General features: G+C 37.4%; 15 protein-coding genes, 1 tRNA gene and 1 pseudogene. 4 read left to right on the top strand and 13 right to left on the bottom strand.

What is annotated here, in order from left to right; genetic code table 11:
- Positions 1 to 614: 614 nt before the first annotated feature.
- The 5 genes from odhB to ABDZ84_RS09485 form a co-directional block, all read right to left on the bottom strand.
- Entirely contained in the window at positions 615 to 1865 is a 1251-nt protein-coding gene (gene odhB, locus ABDZ84_RS09505; RefSeq protein WP_026683005.1) for a 2-oxoglutarate dehydrogenase complex dihydrolipoyllysine-residue succinyltransferase, read from the bottom strand.
- On the bottom strand, positions 1858 to 4710 hold the full coding sequence (locus ABDZ84_RS09500) for a 2-oxoglutarate dehydrogenase E1 component (protein WP_121604826.1): 2853 nt from the start codon (positions 4708 to 4710) through the stop codon (positions 1858 to 1860). Before ABDZ84_RS09500 ends, odhB begins: the two co-directional genes overlap by 8 nt.
- Before the next feature lie 556 nt (positions 4711 to 5266).
- Entirely contained in the window at positions 5267 to 5740 is a 474-nt protein-coding gene (gene trmL / locus ABDZ84_RS09495; RefSeq protein ID WP_026683003.1) for a tRNA (uridine(34)/cytosine(34)/5-carboxymethylaminomethyluridine(34)-2'-O)-methyltransferase TrmL, read from the bottom strand.
- Positions 5741 to 5788: 48 nt separating this feature from the next.
- On the bottom strand, positions 5789 to 6631 hold the full coding sequence (locus tag ABDZ84_RS09490; protein ID WP_026683002.1) for an amidase domain-containing protein: 843 nt from the start codon (positions 6629 to 6631) through the stop codon (positions 5789 to 5791).
- A 239-nt stretch (positions 6632 to 6870) separates the two neighbouring features.
- A complete protein-coding gene (locus tag ABDZ84_RS09485; RefSeq protein ID WP_026683001.1) occupies positions 6871 to 7068 on the bottom strand; it encodes a YolD-like family protein in 198 nt (65 codons plus the stop codon).
- Positions 7069 to 7298: 230 nt separating this feature from the next.
- On the opposite strand from ABDZ84_RS09485, the gene ABDZ84_RS09480 reads away from it, so the two are divergent.
- Both ABDZ84_RS09480 and ABDZ84_RS09475 read left to right on the top strand, forming a co-directional pair.
- Positions 7299 to 7436 carry a hypothetical protein gene (locus tag ABDZ84_RS09480; protein WP_161629300.1) on the top strand — a complete coding sequence of 46 codons (138 nt, stop codon included), beginning with the start codon at positions 7299 to 7301 and terminating at the stop codon, positions 7434 to 7436.
- Between the two features lie 91 nt (positions 7437 to 7527).
- Complete coding sequence (locus tag ABDZ84_RS09475; RefSeq protein WP_343781248.1) at positions 7528 to 7809, top strand: helix-turn-helix domain-containing protein; 282 nt, start codon at positions 7528 to 7530, stop codon at positions 7807 to 7809.
- Positions 7810 to 7918: 109 nt separating this feature from the next.
- Here ABDZ84_RS09475 and ABDZ84_RS09470 read toward each other — a convergent pair whose 3' ends face one another.
- Complete coding sequence (locus tag ABDZ84_RS09470; protein WP_026682999.1) at positions 7919 to 8368, bottom strand: ferritin-like domain-containing protein; 450 nt, start codon at positions 8366 to 8368, stop codon at positions 7919 to 7921.
- Positions 8369 to 8515: 147 nt separating this feature from the next.
- Between ABDZ84_RS09470 and ABDZ84_RS09465 the strand changes: the two genes are divergently transcribed.
- On the top strand, positions 8516 to 8737 hold the full coding sequence (locus tag ABDZ84_RS09465) for a spore germination protein (protein ID WP_026682998.1): 222 nt from the start codon (positions 8516 to 8518) through the stop codon (positions 8735 to 8737).
- A 398-nt stretch (positions 8738 to 9135) separates the two neighbouring features.
- Here the strand turns inward: ABDZ84_RS09465 and ABDZ84_RS09460 are convergent, their stop codons facing one another.
- The 7 genes and pseudogenes from ABDZ84_RS09460 to ABDZ84_RS09430 all read right to left on the bottom strand — a co-directional run bounded on the left by ABDZ84_RS09460 (position 9136) and on the right by ABDZ84_RS09430 (position 15419).
- Positions 9136 to 10056, bottom strand: a complete 921-nt coding sequence (locus ABDZ84_RS09460) for a peptidoglycan recognition protein family protein (RefSeq protein ID WP_026682996.1) — start codon at positions 10054 to 10056, stop codon at positions 9136 to 9138.
- Positions 10056 to 10283, bottom strand: coding sequence for a phage holin (locus ABDZ84_RS09455; RefSeq protein WP_026682995.1), 228 nt, complete (start codon positions 10281 to 10283; stop codon positions 10056 to 10058). The genes ABDZ84_RS09460 and ABDZ84_RS09455 overlap by 1 nt, the downstream gene beginning before the upstream one ends.
- 31 nt (positions 10284 to 10314) lie before the next feature.
- Positions 10315 to 10638, bottom strand: coding sequence for a hypothetical protein (locus ABDZ84_RS09450; protein ID WP_343781244.1), 324 nt, complete (start codon positions 10636 to 10638; stop codon positions 10315 to 10317).
- Positions 10639 to 10775: 137 nt separating this feature from the next.
- A pseudogene (locus ABDZ84_RS09445) lies at positions 10776 to 11814 on the bottom strand (siphovirus ReqiPepy6 Gp37-like family protein).
- Positions 11815 to 12055: 241 nt separating this feature from the next.
- On the bottom strand, positions 12056 to 13201 hold the full coding sequence (gene queG, locus ABDZ84_RS09440) for a tRNA epoxyqueuosine(34) reductase QueG (protein WP_026682993.1): 1146 nt from the start codon (positions 13199 to 13201) through the stop codon (positions 12056 to 12058).
- Between the two features lie 20 nt (positions 13202 to 13221).
- Positions 13222 to 14925: an ABC-ATPase domain-containing protein gene (locus tag ABDZ84_RS09435; RefSeq protein ID WP_026682992.1), complete on the bottom strand. Its 1704-nt coding sequence runs from the start codon at positions 14923 to 14925 to the stop codon at positions 13222 to 13224.
- Between the two features lie 420 nt (positions 14926 to 15345).
- Positions 15346 to 15419: transfer RNA gene (locus ABDZ84_RS09430), tRNA-Gly, on the bottom strand.
- A 476-nt stretch (positions 15420 to 15895) separates the two neighbouring features.
- Between ABDZ84_RS09430 and dat the strand changes: the two genes are divergently transcribed.
- Positions 15896 to 16771, top strand: a complete 876-nt coding sequence (dat, locus tag ABDZ84_RS09425) for a D-amino-acid transaminase (RefSeq protein ID WP_026682991.1) — start codon at positions 15896 to 15898, stop codon at positions 16769 to 16771.
- Positions 16772 to 17174: the final 403 nt, after the last annotated feature.

Here is a 17174-nt window from a genome sequence, read left to right as displayed (position 1 = left end):
GTTGAAGTGGCCGCCCTTCGCTATTATCAGGCTCTACAACGCTAGCATGAAGTAACACAGCTGCTTTTATCTCACGGATAGCGATTTTCACTTTACCCATTGTAAAAAAAGTCAACCTATTACTTATGAGCAAGAATTGTTGCACCTTCTCATAGCGGAGACGAATTACGTAGACTCCTGCGGGATTAGCGCGAGCCGAAAATCCACTTTGCAACGTGTTCTTCTTTGCAAAGTTAGTTGAGGCCGTGCCCGCGGAAAGCGAAGTAATTAGTCGGAGCATTGCCAATATACATCAAACATTTCAAAATAACTACTTGGCTTAACGCAGTCATTGCACTGATTTTATACTTTCTTAACTTAGAACAAAAGCGCAAACGCTCGATTAGAAAATTAGCGACTGGAGCGAGTCAACGAAGATAAAGGAATCATGGTGTGCTTGCGAGCCAATGATGACTTAGATTAAGGCGATTCGTGAAGTCTCCTAGTTTCTAGCGCTTAAGCAGGACTGGGCTCAACACGCCTATATTTATTCATATGGACAAATTTTATAATTTCCTCTACAAAAAACCTTGCTTCGATAAACATCAAAGCAAGGTTTTGTTCTAGAATTGTAATTAGCCTTCTAGTAATAAATCATATGGGTCTTCAAGCAGTTGTTTCACTCTAACTAGGAATTGAACTGCTTCCTTACCATCTACAATACGGTGATCATATGAAAGTGCAAGGTACATCATTGGGCGTACTTCAATTGTGTCATCAGGCATTACCATGGCCCGCTTTTGGATGTTATGCATCCCTAGAATCCCCACCTGTGGTGCATTTAAAATTGGAGTTGATAGCATAGAACCAAAAGTACCACCATTCGTTATGGTAAATGATCCACCTTGTAACTCACTCATTTCTAACTTCTTATCACGAGCCTTTTTACCAAGGCTACCAATTTCCTTCTCAACTCCTGCGAAGTCAAGGCGATCAGCATCACGAACTACCGGAACTACGAGTCCATCATCAGTGGAAACTGCAATGCCAATGTCATAGAATTTTTTGATAACTAATTCATTACCTTGAATTTCTGCGTTTAATAAAGGAAAGTCTTTAAGCGCTCCTACTACTGCCTTTGTAAAGAAGGACATAAATCCTAGTTTAACCCCATGCTTTTCGATAAACTTCTCTTTTCTTTCACTTCGAAGTTTCATGACATTGGTTAAATCAACTTCATTAAACGTCGTAAGCATCGCTGCTTCATGTTGAACATCAACTAAGCGCTTAGCAATTGTTTGACGGCGGCGAGACATTTTAACTCGCTCCACAGGCTTAGCAAATTCTGTTTTTTCAGCTGGTTTTTTCTCCTCTTTAGCAGGCTTAGATGTATTGCTCGCACCGCTAGCAGCAGCTTCCACATCCTCTGGACGAATTCGACCAAGTGGATCTCGAGGGCTAACCGCACTTAAATCAATATTAAGTTCACGTGCTCGTTTACGGGCAGCTGGAGAAGCGATCACATCACCTTTAGCACTGGAATCTTCTTTTGCCGGTGTTTCGGCTTTCTTCGTTTCTTTAACTTCTTCGGTTTTAGATTCTTGCGGTTCACTCTTTTCTTCAGAAGTAGAACTGCTGTTGCCCGCTTCCCCATTTTCGTCAATTTTCGCAATAACGTCGCCAACTTCTACATCATCGCCTTCTTCACGAATGATTTCGGTAATAACACCAGCGAAATCGGAGTTGACTTCCACATTGACCTTATCTGTTTCTAATTCTACTACTGGATCACCTTTTTCAACACTGTCACCTTTTTTTACTAACCATTCTGCAATTGTTCCTTCTGTTATGGATTCAGCTAGCTCTGGTACTTTAATTTCATTCATTGGAATCTCCTCCTTTTGATGGGTTGATCGCTTTTTGTACGATTTCATTTTGCTCTGTTTTATGCACGTTAGGCACTCCTACAGCTGGAGCTGAACGGTCTGGGCGTCCAATATATCTAAGTTTCTGACCATCCTGTAACAGATCTCTTAAATAATCATCAACAAAATCCCAGCTTCCCATGTTCTTTGGCTCTTCTTGAACCCATACAATTTCTTCCAGGTTCGGCAAGGCCTTTAGCTCTTTTTCCAGTTCCTTTTTAGGGAATGGATAGATTTGTTCTAATCGTAGTACACGTAACCAATCAAATTTTTCTTCTGAATGTTCTATTGCCTCTTCAATATCCACCATGACCTTACCACTACCAATTAGCAAGCGTTTTGCATTCTTCTTGCTCACCTTTAAGTTAGGCTGTTGACGTATCGGCTGGAATTTACCTTGTGTAAACTCTTCCGCTTCTGAAGCAATACGCTGATTTCGAATTAAACTACTCTTTGGTGTCATCACAACCAATGGTCTAGCTTCCTCTCTATTACGCAAAGCAGCCTGCCTACGAATAAGATGGAAGAATTGAGCAGATGAAGTCACGTAAGCTACAATCCAGTTATTCTCTGCTGCCATTTGCAGGAACCGTTCTAGTCTAGCACTCGAATGCTCTGGACCTTGACCTTCATAACCATGCGGTAACAGCATGACCATATTTGATTTTTCTCCCCATTTCGCACGTGCAGCGGAGATGAATTGGTCAAAAACTACTTGAGCAGCATTGGCAAAGTCACCAAATTGCGCCTCCCAAATAACTAATGTATTAGAAGCCTGAACACTATAGCCATATTCATACCCTAACACACCAGCTTCAGATAATGGACTATTTCGTATATCAAATGATGCTTTAGATTCTTTCAACCCATGCATCGGACTAAATTTATCATTTGTTTCTACATCATGTAGGACAAGATGGCGGTGAGCAAAGGTACCTCTTTCCGTATCTTGACCAGTCAAGCGAATCGGAATCCCGTCTTGGAGAATGGAAGCATAAGCAAGCGCTTCTCCAGTACCCCAATCAGCCTTGCCACCCTCTTCTAACGCATTTTCACGTCGCTTAAGAATTTTCTCTAGCTTTCTATTGCTATTAAATCCTTCAGGGCGTTGCATTAACCCTTTATTCAAAGCTTTCAATGTATCCACATCAATAGCTGTTTCAAATTGATCAAGTCCGTTTGTCAATGCTTCTGGCATTGGCATTGGATTACATTTGCCGGTTTCATTTTCTTTCATACTATTATATATTTCCTGAAGTTCTGCTTCCGTACTTTTCTTCAGCTCATTAAATTCATTCTCATTTATAAGACCTTTATCTTCAAGCACCTTCGCATATACATTTGCTACTGTCGGATGCTTATCAATTTTCTTATAAAGGTCAGGTTGCGTCATTCTCGGCTCATCCATTTCGTTATGTCCATAGCGACGGTACCCTACCAAATCAATTAGAAAATCTTTATGAAACGTTTGACGGTACTCGTAAGCAATTTTCATAGCAGAAACACAAGCAATTGGATCATCAGCATTCACATGAATAATAGGAATTTCAAATCCCTTAGCTAAATCACTTGCATAACGTGTAGAACGTCCGTCAACTTGATCTGTTGTATAACCAACTAGGTTATTTGCTATGATATGAAGTGATCCGCCTGTTGAATATCCTGGTAAGCCACTCATATTAAGCGTTTCTGCAACAACACCTTCTCCGATAAATGCTGCATCACCATGGATCACAACCGGTATCGCTTTATTCATGTCCTGTTTTGGATAACCACTTTCTGAACGATCATCCTGTGCAGCACGTGCAAAACCTTCAACAACCGGATTTACAAATTCTAAGTGCGATGGATTATGAGCCAGTCTAATCCGTGTATGGTTTTCATCACCTACTGGTTCCTTTGTCGCCCCATAGTGATATTTCACATCTCCAGTCCATCCATAATTAATCCCCATTGATCCTTCTGATGGAATTAATTCTTTGTTTGGAGAATGATGGAATTCAGAGAAAATCTTATCATATGGTTTTCCTAAAACATGTGCTAGTACAGCTAAACGTCCACGATGAGCCATCCCCATCATAATATTCTCAATCTTATCTTTTCTAGCATACGTAACAATTTGATCAAGCATTGGTACCATTGCTTCTAGTCCTTCTATTGAGAAACGCTTTTGCCCTACAAAGGTTTTTTGTAGAAAGCTTTCAAATCCTTCTACATGTGTAAGTCGCTCTAATAATTGAATTTTCTCATCTTTAGACAAGTCTAATCGAGCTTTTCCTGATTCAATTAAATCCAGTAACCATTTTCGTTCTTCATCATTATTGACATGATCATATTCAAATGTAATTGTTCCGGAATAATATTTTTTAAGTTCTTTAATTACATCTAATCCATTCTCAACTTTACTCGGTGCTTTTTCCCATAGCCAATTGGCTGGCATATTTAGTAAATCCTCATTAGTTAAACCATACGTAGCTGGCTCTACCAACTCTGATTTACGTTCTTTGAGTCCAACCGGGTAAATATCTGCTTCCAAATGTCCAAAACGACGAATAGCCTCAACAAGTTTCATTGCTGAGGTAAGCTTCTTCACATCATTTATTGATGTAGCCTGTACTGCCTGATTTGAATCATTTGCATGAGATAACCATTGAGGGGCTCCATGCTCATTGAACATCTGCTTTATGGATGGATCTACTGCCTCTGGATCCTCTTTATACAAATCATATTGCTCTTCAATATACCCCATATTTGGACCATGAAATTCTGACCAGAATCTCTCATTAGATTCTTCGCTCTGTGCCACCTTTTATACCCCCATTAGAAGTTAGCGTTATCCGTTATGAAACGGTATACATTATTCATTCTACATTATAGAACTGACGAATGATTACATCAACTAATATACCCTATTTTATTAGTGGAAACAATATATTGTTCCAACCATTAATATAGTTGTAATTTTCAAATGATTAACTTTCAAATGATTAACTCTAATAGAAATGCCATATAGCCTATAATTGAATAAGTATTCACCAAAACTACTAAATATAGGTTTTCTTTTAAGTTAGAAGAGACTTTGTTCACTTTTTCTAAATAATTCGTTATAATAGAGGAAACATTAATTATAATGGTCTCTTACATAAAAGGAGGATGTCCACATGAAATTGGCGTTACTAATGGGTGTTATAATCGTATTTCTAGTTTCTATTTTCACATCTGGTTACGAATCAAAGCCTGGTATACCGAAAAATAGCCAATAGTTGGAAATGATCTAACAAAAAAAGGCATTCGTTTCGTTTTTCCCTTACTGGAATACTAACGATTGCCTTTTTTATAAATCCTGGTAGTAATGTATGTTATTAGTTTAAACCTGGAAATCCTCGCTGTCTCAATGCTTCATATACGATAATTGCTGCCGTATTTGATAAATTTAATGATCGCACCTGATCTCCCATATGAATTCGTAAACAACGATCTTCCTTACCATGCAATAATTCATGTGGAATGCCATTTGTTTCCCTACCAAATACAAAAAATAGTTCTTCTTCTATATTACTAAAATCATAATCTGTATAATGCTTGGTCCCAAAGTTTTCTATATAATAATAAGAAGCCTTTGGATATGTGCGGTACAGCTCTTCGATTGAAGGATACTCACGGATGTCTACTTCTTTCCAATAATCTAATCCAGCTCTTCGTACCATCTTATCATCTGTTGAAAATCCAAGAGGATGGATTAAATGCAATGTTGCGTTAGTAGCCAAACAAGTCCTAGCTATATTTCCAGTATTTGCTGGTATCTCTGGTTGATATAAAACAACGTGTAAACTCACTTTTTCATTCTCCTTACCTACGTACTACTTTCCTAGTATAGCACTACTTTAATAAATCCGGAAAAATTTATATTTAATCTCAGGTGTCCATGCTGTTGAATCCTCATAAGACCAATAGCGATGCCTACTATTATCTGTATGTGCGTTCACTAATGGCATACCATAAGCATCTTTTGTGACAACAATTGTATTATGGTTCCACCGTCCATCCCCCTCAAAATCATAACAGATAACATCACCCGGAATTAAATCTGCTACCGTTTCCACCTCTTCTCCTCTTAGTCCTTGTGTTGAACCACTTAAATACCAACGCAGAGAGTGAGCAACCGCCCAACTGTAACTCCAGCTATTATTTCCATACCACCAGCCTCTTGCCCTATCTGGAGCTCCCCTCATTGGCGCACCACCTGCAAGTAAGCATTGAGAAATAAAATTAGTGCAATCTACATCGAACTGTTTAAACGCTGGATTATAGCTATTCCACCATCGCTCAGCGTAACGAACCGCAGCATTTCGATCATAGGAAAAACGATCATCTCCATCGCCACCAATAATATCATCGGGCATCACTTTACTTACTTTTTCTTCATGAAGTACTCTTTTTAACGAATGACCAACAATCTCTCCTTGATCTAGTCGAAATGTATATGGATAGACAGTCTCCTCTAAATATAATTGATCCTTTTGCTTAACTAAAAATGATAAATGTAAATTATAATCATAGTGTGAAGCATGATCATAGCGTAGCTTTCTATGCATATGACCATTTCCTTTAATCTGTACAATTTTTGCTTTTCGTTCCTCAAATAATGATTGCTTTCTCTCCCACCAAGTCTCTTGCCACCGATTGCTCTTAAAAAAATGGAGCCACAGTTCCTTTAATTTTTCCATAGAAAATCCCCTCCAATAGCAGTATATTGATAAAGGTTTCTAAATAACACTATTTAATCAACAGAAAACCAGCAATCATAAGGATTTAGGGATATTCCATAGAAATTGTGTTTCTTGAAATCAAGTATATAAACTTATTCATCTGGGGGAGGTTTGGGGGAGCATTTTAATTTCGCGCGGACAGGTGTATCCTAATTTTAAATCATTAAAAAAGAGAAGGTTTCAAAGCCTTCTCTTTTTCATTCTACACCTACAATAATATTTGCGCTGATCTTATGATGTTCGAAATTACCAACACTAAAAGTGATCATTTTCGTTTCAGGGTTTGCACTTTGGATAATACCTGTAAACTTTTCGTACTTTCCTTTTCTATATGTAGTAATTGTAACCTCATTCCTAAAATCCAATGCGTCAGCTAGTCGTTCAGAAATCTCCAAGAGCCTTATCTTCTGTCATTTTTGGGCTGTTACTAGCTGACTTCTTTTTACCTTTAGGTGGTTTAGGTACCGCAGTCATGTAATTACCTCCAACAAGAACATTTGTTTCTATTATTGTACAAGAACATCCATTCTGTTTTCAAGAAAAAAATAAATTAAAAATTTGTCTATTTACTCTTTACTACTACATTTGAATGTAGTATAATAGGATTATAGAAAGGAGGTAAGAAATGGTTATACTGTTAAAAATAATAGCCGTAATAACCGGCATCGTAACGATTCGAAAAGTCTGGCACGACGGTACGAAATCGAAACGAGAAGCCGAGAAATTACGACTAGAAAACCAAAGAATGAGACGTGGGGGTTAATCCCCTCACTCTCAATAACAGTATACCATAAATAATATGGTGGAAAACATAATTAATATATTGTTAATCGTAGTTGCAGGATCATTGCTGATTGTTTGGTTACGTAAAAAATATTGGGATAGAAAAAAGAAAGGGAAGAAATAATATGCACCCTATTGACTCACTTTGTAAAGAATATGAAATGACTCGGTACGCTCTGTCAAAAAAGAGTGGTGTAAGAGAATCCGTATTTTCAAATTTGGTTCAAAAAAATTCATCGATTCAAAACATGAGGTTGGGCACACTTTTAAAAATATCTGATGCGCTGGATCTTCCAATAGGCGTATTAATTGAAAAGCTTTTACAATATGAAAAAACTGCCCCATCCAACTAAGGACGGGGCTTATTTTCATTCACTCCGCTCTCACATATTTACTACTTTTTTAGCCTTATCAAAAGATAGTAAAAAATAATACTTATTATATCAATCGATATGACCTAGTTTATCTATTTTTCATGTAATAATATAAGAACCACACTGCATGATTTTGTTCATCTGCGGCAGCACGCCTGAATGTTCTTCTAATTTGCGGTGTTGTTGCTTCATCAGAAATATCTAAATAAAAATCCGTGGTTTTTTGTTCATCTTGTAATGCAAATTCTAATCCTTCTAAATAATTATCTGGACATTCCTCTATGATTTGTGGTTGTGGCTGTTTACCCGTTAAGTTGGTATAAATAGAAATAAATTGTTGATAATGTTTTACTTCATCCTGCCTTATTTCCAGTATTTGCTCTCTTTCAGCCATTGTTGGAGCCATTCGAGCCAGTTTTTCATAACAACTTATGGCGCTATACTGCCCATTAATTGCCTTTTCTATATCACCAGTAAGCTGTTGTTGCCTATAGTAGTCTTCTTCATAGGGGTAGTAATGATACCCATAATTGTACATAAGCTTTCCTCCTAACTAAAAAACCTATACTAATCTATGTAAGAAGGATTAAATGGGTGCACATCATACATATTTTATCAATCTAGACACATGTAACATGAAAAAATCATAATCTAAAAATAAAATAAATAGTGAAAGGTGAAGATCATGCCATCAATTATTGGTCCTATAAAAGTTAACCGTGTTGGAAGACCGGCAATCATAAACTTCGGTGATTCCTTTTATGTTGCTCCGAAGCGTGCTTCCGATACAAATTCGGGTTCTGGTTCTTTAAATACTGGTGATTTCATAAATTCAAATAGTGGCTTCAGTACTACAAATCCTTACGATTCAGATATAAATGACAAAAATGTGACTTCTAATGCATAACTACTAATTAGTACTATAAGTGGGGGATAAAAATGGACTTAACAGAATACTGTTCCGAGTTGGTCAATATAGGGGAACTAATCTGCTGTGCATTGGATCATTCAGATACCCAAAACATTGATTTATACAGACAAATATTAACTAATTTAGAACGTATAGATCCTCCAGCCAATTTAATAAATCAACATGAATTGCTTATAAATTCATTTGAAAAATTAATAGTTTTAATAAACACCTCCTTCTAAGTTATTGTATAAGTATTGGATAGCGGAAAAAATAAAAATGGAGCCGTTATAACGAACTGTCTCCACCTTAAAATAAGCCCCTCTACTTTCTCCAAAGTAAAGAGGGGTTTTATTTATTCTAATCACACTCATTTACTGTTAACGTCACTTGGCTTACTTAATCACAGCACTAGTACCAGAACCAACATAAATATTACGCTTACCTCTTCCTGTTTTAATAGTAACTACATCTGGATATGGTTTATCTAATATTTTATAAGTTAATCCACCATACCGAGCAGGAGTAAGGCTCCAATCGCTATTCTTCTTTACAGGTTTAACATTAAGCTTGTACGTTCTCCATGTCTTTGCAGATGCAGGCAAATAAACGGTGCCTTTGGCTTGACTAGGTTTAGATGGTTTACCATTACGCATTTTATGAAGCAATTCAAGGTTTTGATCTTCCGTACCTTTATAACCTTTAATACCATATTCTGCAGCATATTTTTTTCTTGCGCTAAAGCTAGAGTTTTTGCCAATGCTGTTAAAGTAATCGATAATAGAGCCATTAGTTACTGTTTCGGACTCTACTTTTTGATTTGGTGCTTCTACGGTTTTACCCTCAATGCCATCTATAAATGTACTCCACATATTCAGCAGTAAATGAGGACAGTTTTTCCCCGACCAATGCTTATGTGGTACAACACGTTCAATAGGTATATTATGTTCTTTCATTAATTTTTTAATAAGCCATTGAGCATTTTTAACCGCTTTGTTAAAGTCACCATCGCTGTTTTCACATATTTCAATACCGATTGATTGTCGATTTCCAGTACCTCTTTCACCATCGCCAGCATGCCAGCCATTTTCATTCGTTGGAATGTATTGGTATATTTCTTTGTCATCGACAGTGTAGTGCCAAACAACCACTCGGCCACCTGCACCATTATGCAAATACCGACTGTGCATTTCTGCATCTGCACCCTTCTTTTCGTTAGACGTGTTATGGACTGTTAAATATTTTGGTTTCATAGAATGACCAGGGCGCTGATTCGTTTGAGATTTAGGTATAAAATCTTTTATTATTTTTGGCATTATTTCATCCCCCTATCACGTAAAAATTTATCATTATGCTTACCTTTTTTAGTAACAGGATTATCTTTAAACCATGCCCATACAGCTACGCCAATTGTAGCTACAGTTGACACACCTTCATATATTTGATCTTCGCTAAATGGTAATGGATTCCAACCAAATACCACCAATGCCTGATTTGCTAATAAAATCCCTAATACTACTAATCTAACTATTGCTTGTTTCATGTTAATTCCTCCCTTTAATTTGCTAAATAAGTCAATAAAAAACCGCTATGGATATGGCTAATGCCAACCATGACGGTAAATTCTTAAACATATTTTCTCTTTGCTTAACAATACGTTCCACATCTTCCTTGCTCGCAGTGGATGATATTCCTTTCTTTAAATCGTCAATATCTTTTTCGTTTTCCTTTGAGCGATTATACGCTCCTTTAGCGATGTCATAAGTTTCATTAATCTTATCTTTCATATCTAGCAAGCTGTCCAACTTCCCACTTTGTTCTGCAAGTGACACTTTTACATCCATGAGCACCGTTATGAATTCTTTCATGTCCTCCACTTCCTTTGCTTGGTCTGCCATTCTCGACCCCCTAACCGAAAGAACTATAATCGTACTTTATTCTTAACCACTTTTTTGAAGTGGCCAGAGGGCTTCCCCTTTTCAAGCCCTCGCCCCCAAACATAAAAAATAACGCCTATTAAGCGTTAATTAAATCCTCATATTTTAAGCAACCTCTCATACTCCGCAAACTGCCCCTTAATCTTTTCTGGCAATGTTGGCTTCGATTGTCCAAAAGTGGCATCAATTCGATAGGTACCCGGTTCATAGACCTCGCTTATCTCAGTAATGCGTGCATTCCTTGTTAATCCCCAGCTTCTATTTTGTAAAGTTGTAATATCACCCAAATCGTAATCTTTACCATATACAAAAGGTGACATCGTTAATATTTCTGATTCCAGATAAAACTCATTTTCCAGTTCTTTCATCTTTTGTTGTCCACGCTCTGTTAGTTGGCTTGTTTCAGCTACATCTCTAGCATCTATAAATGTTTCAATACGTTCAAGACCAGTAGCTCCCCCTATTTCAATAACCTCACGCTCTACACCTTCACCTTGACCAGCTACATAACCATAGTTTTTCATGTTAATGTCGCTGTCGGTAAAAGTTTGATTTTTGACCATCAAATTCAGGACTAAATAATATTGGTGGTACCTCATCTTGATCAGTTGTTTTATTTACACCTTCTACGACGTCAAATACATATTGTCTATTTTCAAGGTCGAGTGTAATATCCCAACCTAGTTCAGTTGCTAGCGATATATCTTGCAACTCTTCTGCTATATTTTTAAAACGGCTTTGCCAGGTAATATGTTGCCCTCGCTTCTGGTCTGGTGCAATCACAAGATTAGATATTTTACGTTTAGGATCATCAGGATTAACTAAATGCCGACTAATATAATGTTTCATGCCAGTTTCAGCTGGTCCACTTTTTCAGTCATATTCTGTATTTGATGGCGGTATAGAAAGACGTTGACCAACAATGCCTTTTAACTGATAGCCACGAATTTTCCACTGTTCCGAGTTTTTCCCGTTTTCATCTAGTGTTATTTCTCGATGCTTTATAATGCTCACTTTATTAAGTTGACAACCCAGCATAATAAGCGCTTTTTTAACTACCTTCTCTGTATGTTGTTTGTATCGATTTATACGTAAATCAAAGTTACCAATGGAATGAAATGAGCGTGGATATTGCAAAGATTCATAGTTATCGATTTCTCCTAGCAAATTTATTCTGATGATCAAGCAGACAAAAAAGCAGCAACAGTATTCAGTTCTATGATAAGTATTTAAGATTCACTGGGGGAGGTTTTTTAACCACCCTTTACAACCCCAGTGATAGCAAGGTTTATAGTCTAAAACCCTCCAATAGCAGTATATGGAGGGAATGCTTGTCAAACAGCTAAATATTTTCAGTGTAATGTAACGATTTATTCAGCTACTTGGTAGAAGAGGGCGGTCGAAAGGCTAATCCCTTTTCCATTTCAAATCGAACTTGCTCATTATCTTCATTATCCATCGCTCGTTTAATAGCTTGAAATGCTTCTTCTGTTCCAATTTTGCCAAGTGACCATGCCGCCGTCCCACGAATGACTGGTCTAGGGTCAGATAACATGACATCAATGATTTCTTCGACTGCAGTTTCATCTTTATAATGTCCAAGTGCAATCAGTGTATTACGTTGAATTGGTTTTTTACCTCGCCAAGAGCCTGATATATGTCCAAATGTACGTTTAAACTCACGATTAGACATACGCAGCATTGGAATAAGCTTTGGCTTAGCAACTTCATGCTCTGGTTCGAATTCTGGGTGAATGTGAAAATCCACCTTGTGATTTTTGGGACAAACAACCTGACATGTATCACAACCGTAAACTCGGTTACCAATTTTAGAGCGAAATTCGTCAGGGAGAAAATCCTTTGTTTGCGTTAAAAAGGCAATACAGCGCTGCGCATTTAATTGTCCACCTTGAACGATCGCGCCAGTAGGACAAGCATCAATACATTTCGTACATGACCCACAGCTATCATCTACTGGCTCATCTGGTACAAATGGAACATTTGTAATCAATTCCCCTAAGTAAACAAATGATCCAAATTCAGGTGTAATAATGGACGTATTCTTACCACTGAAACCAATGCCAGCTCGTTCTGCAACAGCCCGGTCTGATAATTCACCGGTATCCACCATTACTTTATTTTTGCCATCAGGTACTTTTTCTTGAATAAACGCAGCCAATTTTTCTAATCGATCACGCATAACAATATGGTAGTCAACACCCCAAGAGGCCCTCGCAAACAAACCCCGTCTTTCTTCCCTTGTGCTTCTCGGTGCATCTTTCATTCGAGATGGATATGCTAACGCAATGGAGATAATGGATTGCGCCTCCGGAAGTAAACGTTTAGGCTCAGTCCGTTCTTCAATCGTTCCTTTTTCAAAACCGGATTGATACTTTAATTCCTGTTGCCTCCGAAGTCTTTCTTTTAATTCTCCAAACACATCAGCAGAGGCAAAACCAATTTTATCAATACCGATTTTTTTACTGTATTCGATAATCTCTTGCTTTAATTGATCTGTATGCATTGGTTATGTCCAACCTCCTATTACTGCTTTACCACAGCAGTCCGCATTCGATTGAAAACAGCTGCAATTTCATATCTACGTGGACGCGCTAAATCTCCCGGATGCTGATTTGGAAAAGCTGTAAAAGAACTCAATCCCTTTTCTGTCATTTGATGCTCAATTTTATCAAGAAGTTGATAAAGCGTGGTATCCTGCAAACGCTGTGTTCTATCTAAGAACTGAATAATCTCAGCAATCATTCTTGTTTGTGATGAATCAACGATTTGTTCCGTGTAAGCAAAAGAAATATCCGTTTTTCCCATCAAAATATGATGTAAGCCTTTTGCTTGCACCTTTGCACGTTTCCCTTTTTTCGTCTGTAAGGACCGCTGATGAAAATATCGACTCGTTACATCACCGAAAGAGGTTCCTGCATCAGCAGCAGACCGTTCCAATGGGTACTTTTCCATTATCGATTTAGCTTCATCAGTTACATGAAAAGGTAGATAATCTTCCATGCGAATTACTGTATCAGCTTCCGCAAAATAATCTCCTGATCCACCCATTACTAATATGGTAGATATAGCTAATTGATCACGAAGCTGTGCTATTTTATCAATAAACGGAGTGATTGGTTCTTTGTTTTGCTGAACGAGTAACTGCATTCGATGATCGCGAATCATAAAATTTGTTGCGCTTGTATCCTCATCAATTAACAGTGTAGATGCACCTGCTTCTAATGCTTCCATGACATTAGCTGCTTGCGAAGTACTCCCGCTGGCATTTTCTGTAAAAAAGTAAGCTGTATCCTGTTCATGGGGCAAATTATTAATAAATGGTGAAATATTCACTCCACTTACTTTACGTCCATCCTCCGCTCGGATTTTTACCGCATCCACATCCGTTAAGACAAATTCTCGTCCGTCACCTTCTACATGGGAATACACACCTCTTTCAATTGCCTGTAACACTGTACTTTTCCCATGATATCCTCCACCTACAATTAGTGTGATCCCTTTTTTAATCGCCATTCCTCTAATAGGCTCCCTGCTATGGGGAATGGATAACTCTACTTCGTTTTTTAATGGGCTTTGAAAAGCTACTGCATCCTTTAAGGGGCGATTACTAATACCACTCTCACGTGGTAAGATTGACCCGTTTGCCAAAAAAGCAATCCAGCCATGCTCCCGCATTTGCTGCCGGATGGAATCTTGTTGATCAGCGAGGATATTTGCCTGTTCTATTTCCTCATCTTTTATTGTAAATACAGAACTATTCATAATAGAAGGTAGAGCTTGCGCGAACAATTTCTCCGCTTCCCGCCCATTAATTTTTCTCCCATTTGCAGGAAGACCGATAGACATACAAATGGTTATAGAAGAGGAATTAACTTGTACTGCACTGCGCTCCAGCTTTTCTTGTCCCGGTTGATCAAACATAATCAATCCACTCTTACCTGACCCCTTTACTGTGGAAACCTGGTTTGTAACAGCCTCACCTACTACTCTAGCAATTACATCTTCGGTCGCAATTTTTCTAGAATATGTCTTTAGCCATTCTTGTTTTATCGGCCGTTTGCTCGCGGGTATAATCATCCTTATCTTAGAAGGAGATGCAAATGGATCTCCCTGAACGTAATCAATAGCTAAATTAAAATTAGTATAACCATAATGCCCTTGTATACTTTTATATGCTTTGTATCCTTTATGATCAATTTGTTTAAGTGTGGATAATAATTGCTTCATATAAACACCTCATTTTCGTTAGAATTTAGAAATAAGCGAATGATAAGCCACTAGTTGCGTAAAAACACGCAACCTTAGAAGAATCATATAACTAATATTCTTGTCTACGCCAAAAATTTTACATGTTTATATAGAAGAAGTAAAACAGTCAATAAAGTGAAACTTCAATCCGGTTTTCACTGAAACAAACACGTACAAAGGGTTAAATCGCCACATCCTGTGGCAACGCCTTTGCGATCTACTCCCATGTAGGGTTCGAACCAATCGGACATTTTATGTCAGTCGGTCCCTCTCTTATCTATATTACTTTTACTTTATTCCTTAAGGTCGGGGGCTTACTGTCGTTATTATGTGAGATAAAAATTAAAAACGCAATACTTCGTACCATTCATTACGAAATACTGCGTTAAGACATATGTATGGAGCGGGTGAAGGGAATCGAACCCTCGTCATCAGCTTGGAAGGCTGAGGTTTTACCATTAAACTACACCCGCAAACAAATTGGAGAAATTATGTAATTTATTTATCGTTTTTTCGAACGCAATATTTATTATAGCAATTAGACTTAGACAGGTCAATAGTAATATTAATTTTTTTCGACAAAAAATTAATATTCTCTTAAACTTGTAACATGTATAATTCTTTTACCTAAACCGACTACTATAAAGTGAAAGTTCAATCAGTTGAACCTATTGGACATTTACTGGTAGTCGTTCCCTCTCTTACCCATATTGGTTTCACTTTATTGCTTGAGGTGGAGGTATTACTACCAGTTATTTTTGGAATAGATGAACGAAAATCACATGATAATTTAAACCGCTTATTTTTGTATGCTATCATTTTTTGAATTCACACAGATTATCATTACGCCATAACCTTCTGAAATACTTTTTACTATTTTCATCGTAAGGATTTACAACCTTGAAAAGAAGTTATAGAATAGTCATAAGTTTTAGGGAGGCGAGAAAGAATGGCTATATATCCAATTGTTTTAGCACAGAAAACTTTTACACATCAAGATAACTTGAAATACCCTTTTGAAGAAAGAGGGTTACAGTTTGGTGATGGTATTTATGAAGTAATACGTATTTATGACGGCTCATACTATTTACTAAAAGAGCATGTAGATCGTCTATTCCGTTCTGCTGATGCAGTAAAAATTAATCTTGCTGCTACAAAAGAAGAAATAACTGATTTGTTATTACAATTACTTGAAAAAAATAAAATGACAGGGGACGGAAAAGTTTACTTACAAGTATCTCGTGGATCAGCACCACGCGACCACGTCTTTCCTCAAGGTATCCCTGCAAACATGTATGCATATGCTCAAGACCTCCCACGCAACCTGGAGAACCTACAAAAGGGCGTATCTGTCATTACTCAGCCTGATGTACGCTGGGAAAATTGCTATATTAAGAGTTTAAATTTATTGCCAAATGTTTTAGCCAAGCAAGAAGCGAAAGAGCATGGCTGCTATGAAGCTATTTTACACCGTGATGACTTGGTGACAGAATGTAGTTCATCTAATATTTATATGGTAAAAGATGGTGACATCTACACCCATCCTGCTACTAATCGAATTCTTCATGGGTGCGTAAGAATGCGCGTAGAGCAATTTGCTAATGACCTATCCATTTCGTTTAATGAAAATGGTTTTAAACAAGAAGATCTTTTCACGGCTGATGAAGTATTCTTATCTAGTAGTACCTCTGAAGTAATGCCTGTAACGATGATCGATAATAAACAAGTACAGGACGGTACACCTGGACCAATAACGAGAAAATTGCAGGCAGCATATGAAAACGATGCTAATATAACAGAAGGCAAGATCACTCACACGATTTAAATGAATTACTTCTCTTAAATTAATCTCATCATCCTTATTACAATAATTATGTATGAAATGGATGTATTGATTGTCAGAGATATTGTTAAAAAAAACGGAATCAAAGAGTATTATTCAAGACTGTCGGAAAAACGACAGTCTTTTTTAATAAGTTAAGAAAGTATAAAATCAGTGCGATGACTGCGTTAAGCTTAGTAGTTATTTTGAAATGTTAGATGTATATTGGCAATGCTCCGACTAATTACTTCGCTATGAGAAGGTGCAACAATTCTTGTCATAAGTAATAGGTTGACTTTTTTTACAATGGGTAAAGTGAAAATCGCTATCCGTGAGATAAAAGCAGCTGTGTTACTTCATGCTAGCGTTGTAGAGCCTGATAATAGCGAAGGCCGGCTACTTCAAC

The organism is Virgibacillus salarius (assembly GCF_039521925.1).
Taxonomy (GTDB): Bacteria; Bacillota; Bacilli; order Bacillales; family Amphibacillaceae; genus Virgibacillus; species Virgibacillus salarius.
Note: the sequence above shows the minus strand (reverse complement) of the source record. Positions and strands in the feature narration are given on the sequence as shown.

What these genes read in the sequence shown, in the direction of transcription:
- odhB (WP_026683005.1), bottom strand. Translation starts at nt 1,865, where the DNA reads ATGAATGAAATTAAAGTACCAGAGCTAGCTGAATCCATAACAGAAGGA.
- ABDZ84_RS09490 (WP_026683002.1), bottom strand. Translation starts at nt 6,631, where the DNA reads ATGGAAAAATTAAAGGAACTGTGGCTCCATTTTTTTAAGAGCAATCGG.
- ABDZ84_RS09480 (WP_161629300.1), top strand. Translation starts at nt 7,299, where the DNA reads ATGGTTATACTGTTAAAAATAATAGCCGTAATAACCGGCATCGTAACG.
- ABDZ84_RS09470 (WP_026682999.1), bottom strand. Translation starts at nt 8,368, where the DNA reads ATGTACAATTATGGGTATCATTACTACCCCTATGAAGAAGACTACTAT.
- ABDZ84_RS09465 (WP_026682998.1), top strand. Translation starts at nt 8,516, where the DNA reads ATGCCATCAATTATTGGTCCTATAAAAGTTAACCGTGTTGGAAGACCG.
- ABDZ84_RS09460 (WP_026682996.1), bottom strand. Translation starts at nt 10,056, where the DNA reads ATGCCAAAAATAATAAAAGATTTTATACCTAAATCTCAAACGAATCAG.
- ABDZ84_RS09455 (WP_026682995.1), bottom strand. Translation starts at nt 10,283, where the DNA reads ATGAAACAAGCAATAGTTAGATTAGTAGTATTAGGGATTTTATTAGCA.
- ABDZ84_RS09450 (WP_343781244.1), bottom strand. Translation starts at nt 10,638, where the DNA reads ATGGCAGACCAAGCAAAGGAAGTGGAGGACATGAAAGAATTCATAACG.
- queG (WP_026682993.1), bottom strand. Translation starts at nt 13,201, where the DNA reads ATGCATACAGATCAATTAAAGCAAGAGATTATCGAATACAGTAAAAAA.
- ABDZ84_RS09435 (WP_026682992.1), bottom strand. Translation starts at nt 14,925, where the DNA reads ATGAAGCAATTATTATCCACACTTAAACAAATTGATCATAAAGGATAC.
- dat (WP_026682991.1), top strand. Translation starts at nt 15,896, where the DNA reads ATGGCTATATATCCAATTGTTTTAGCACAGAAAACTTTTACACATCAA.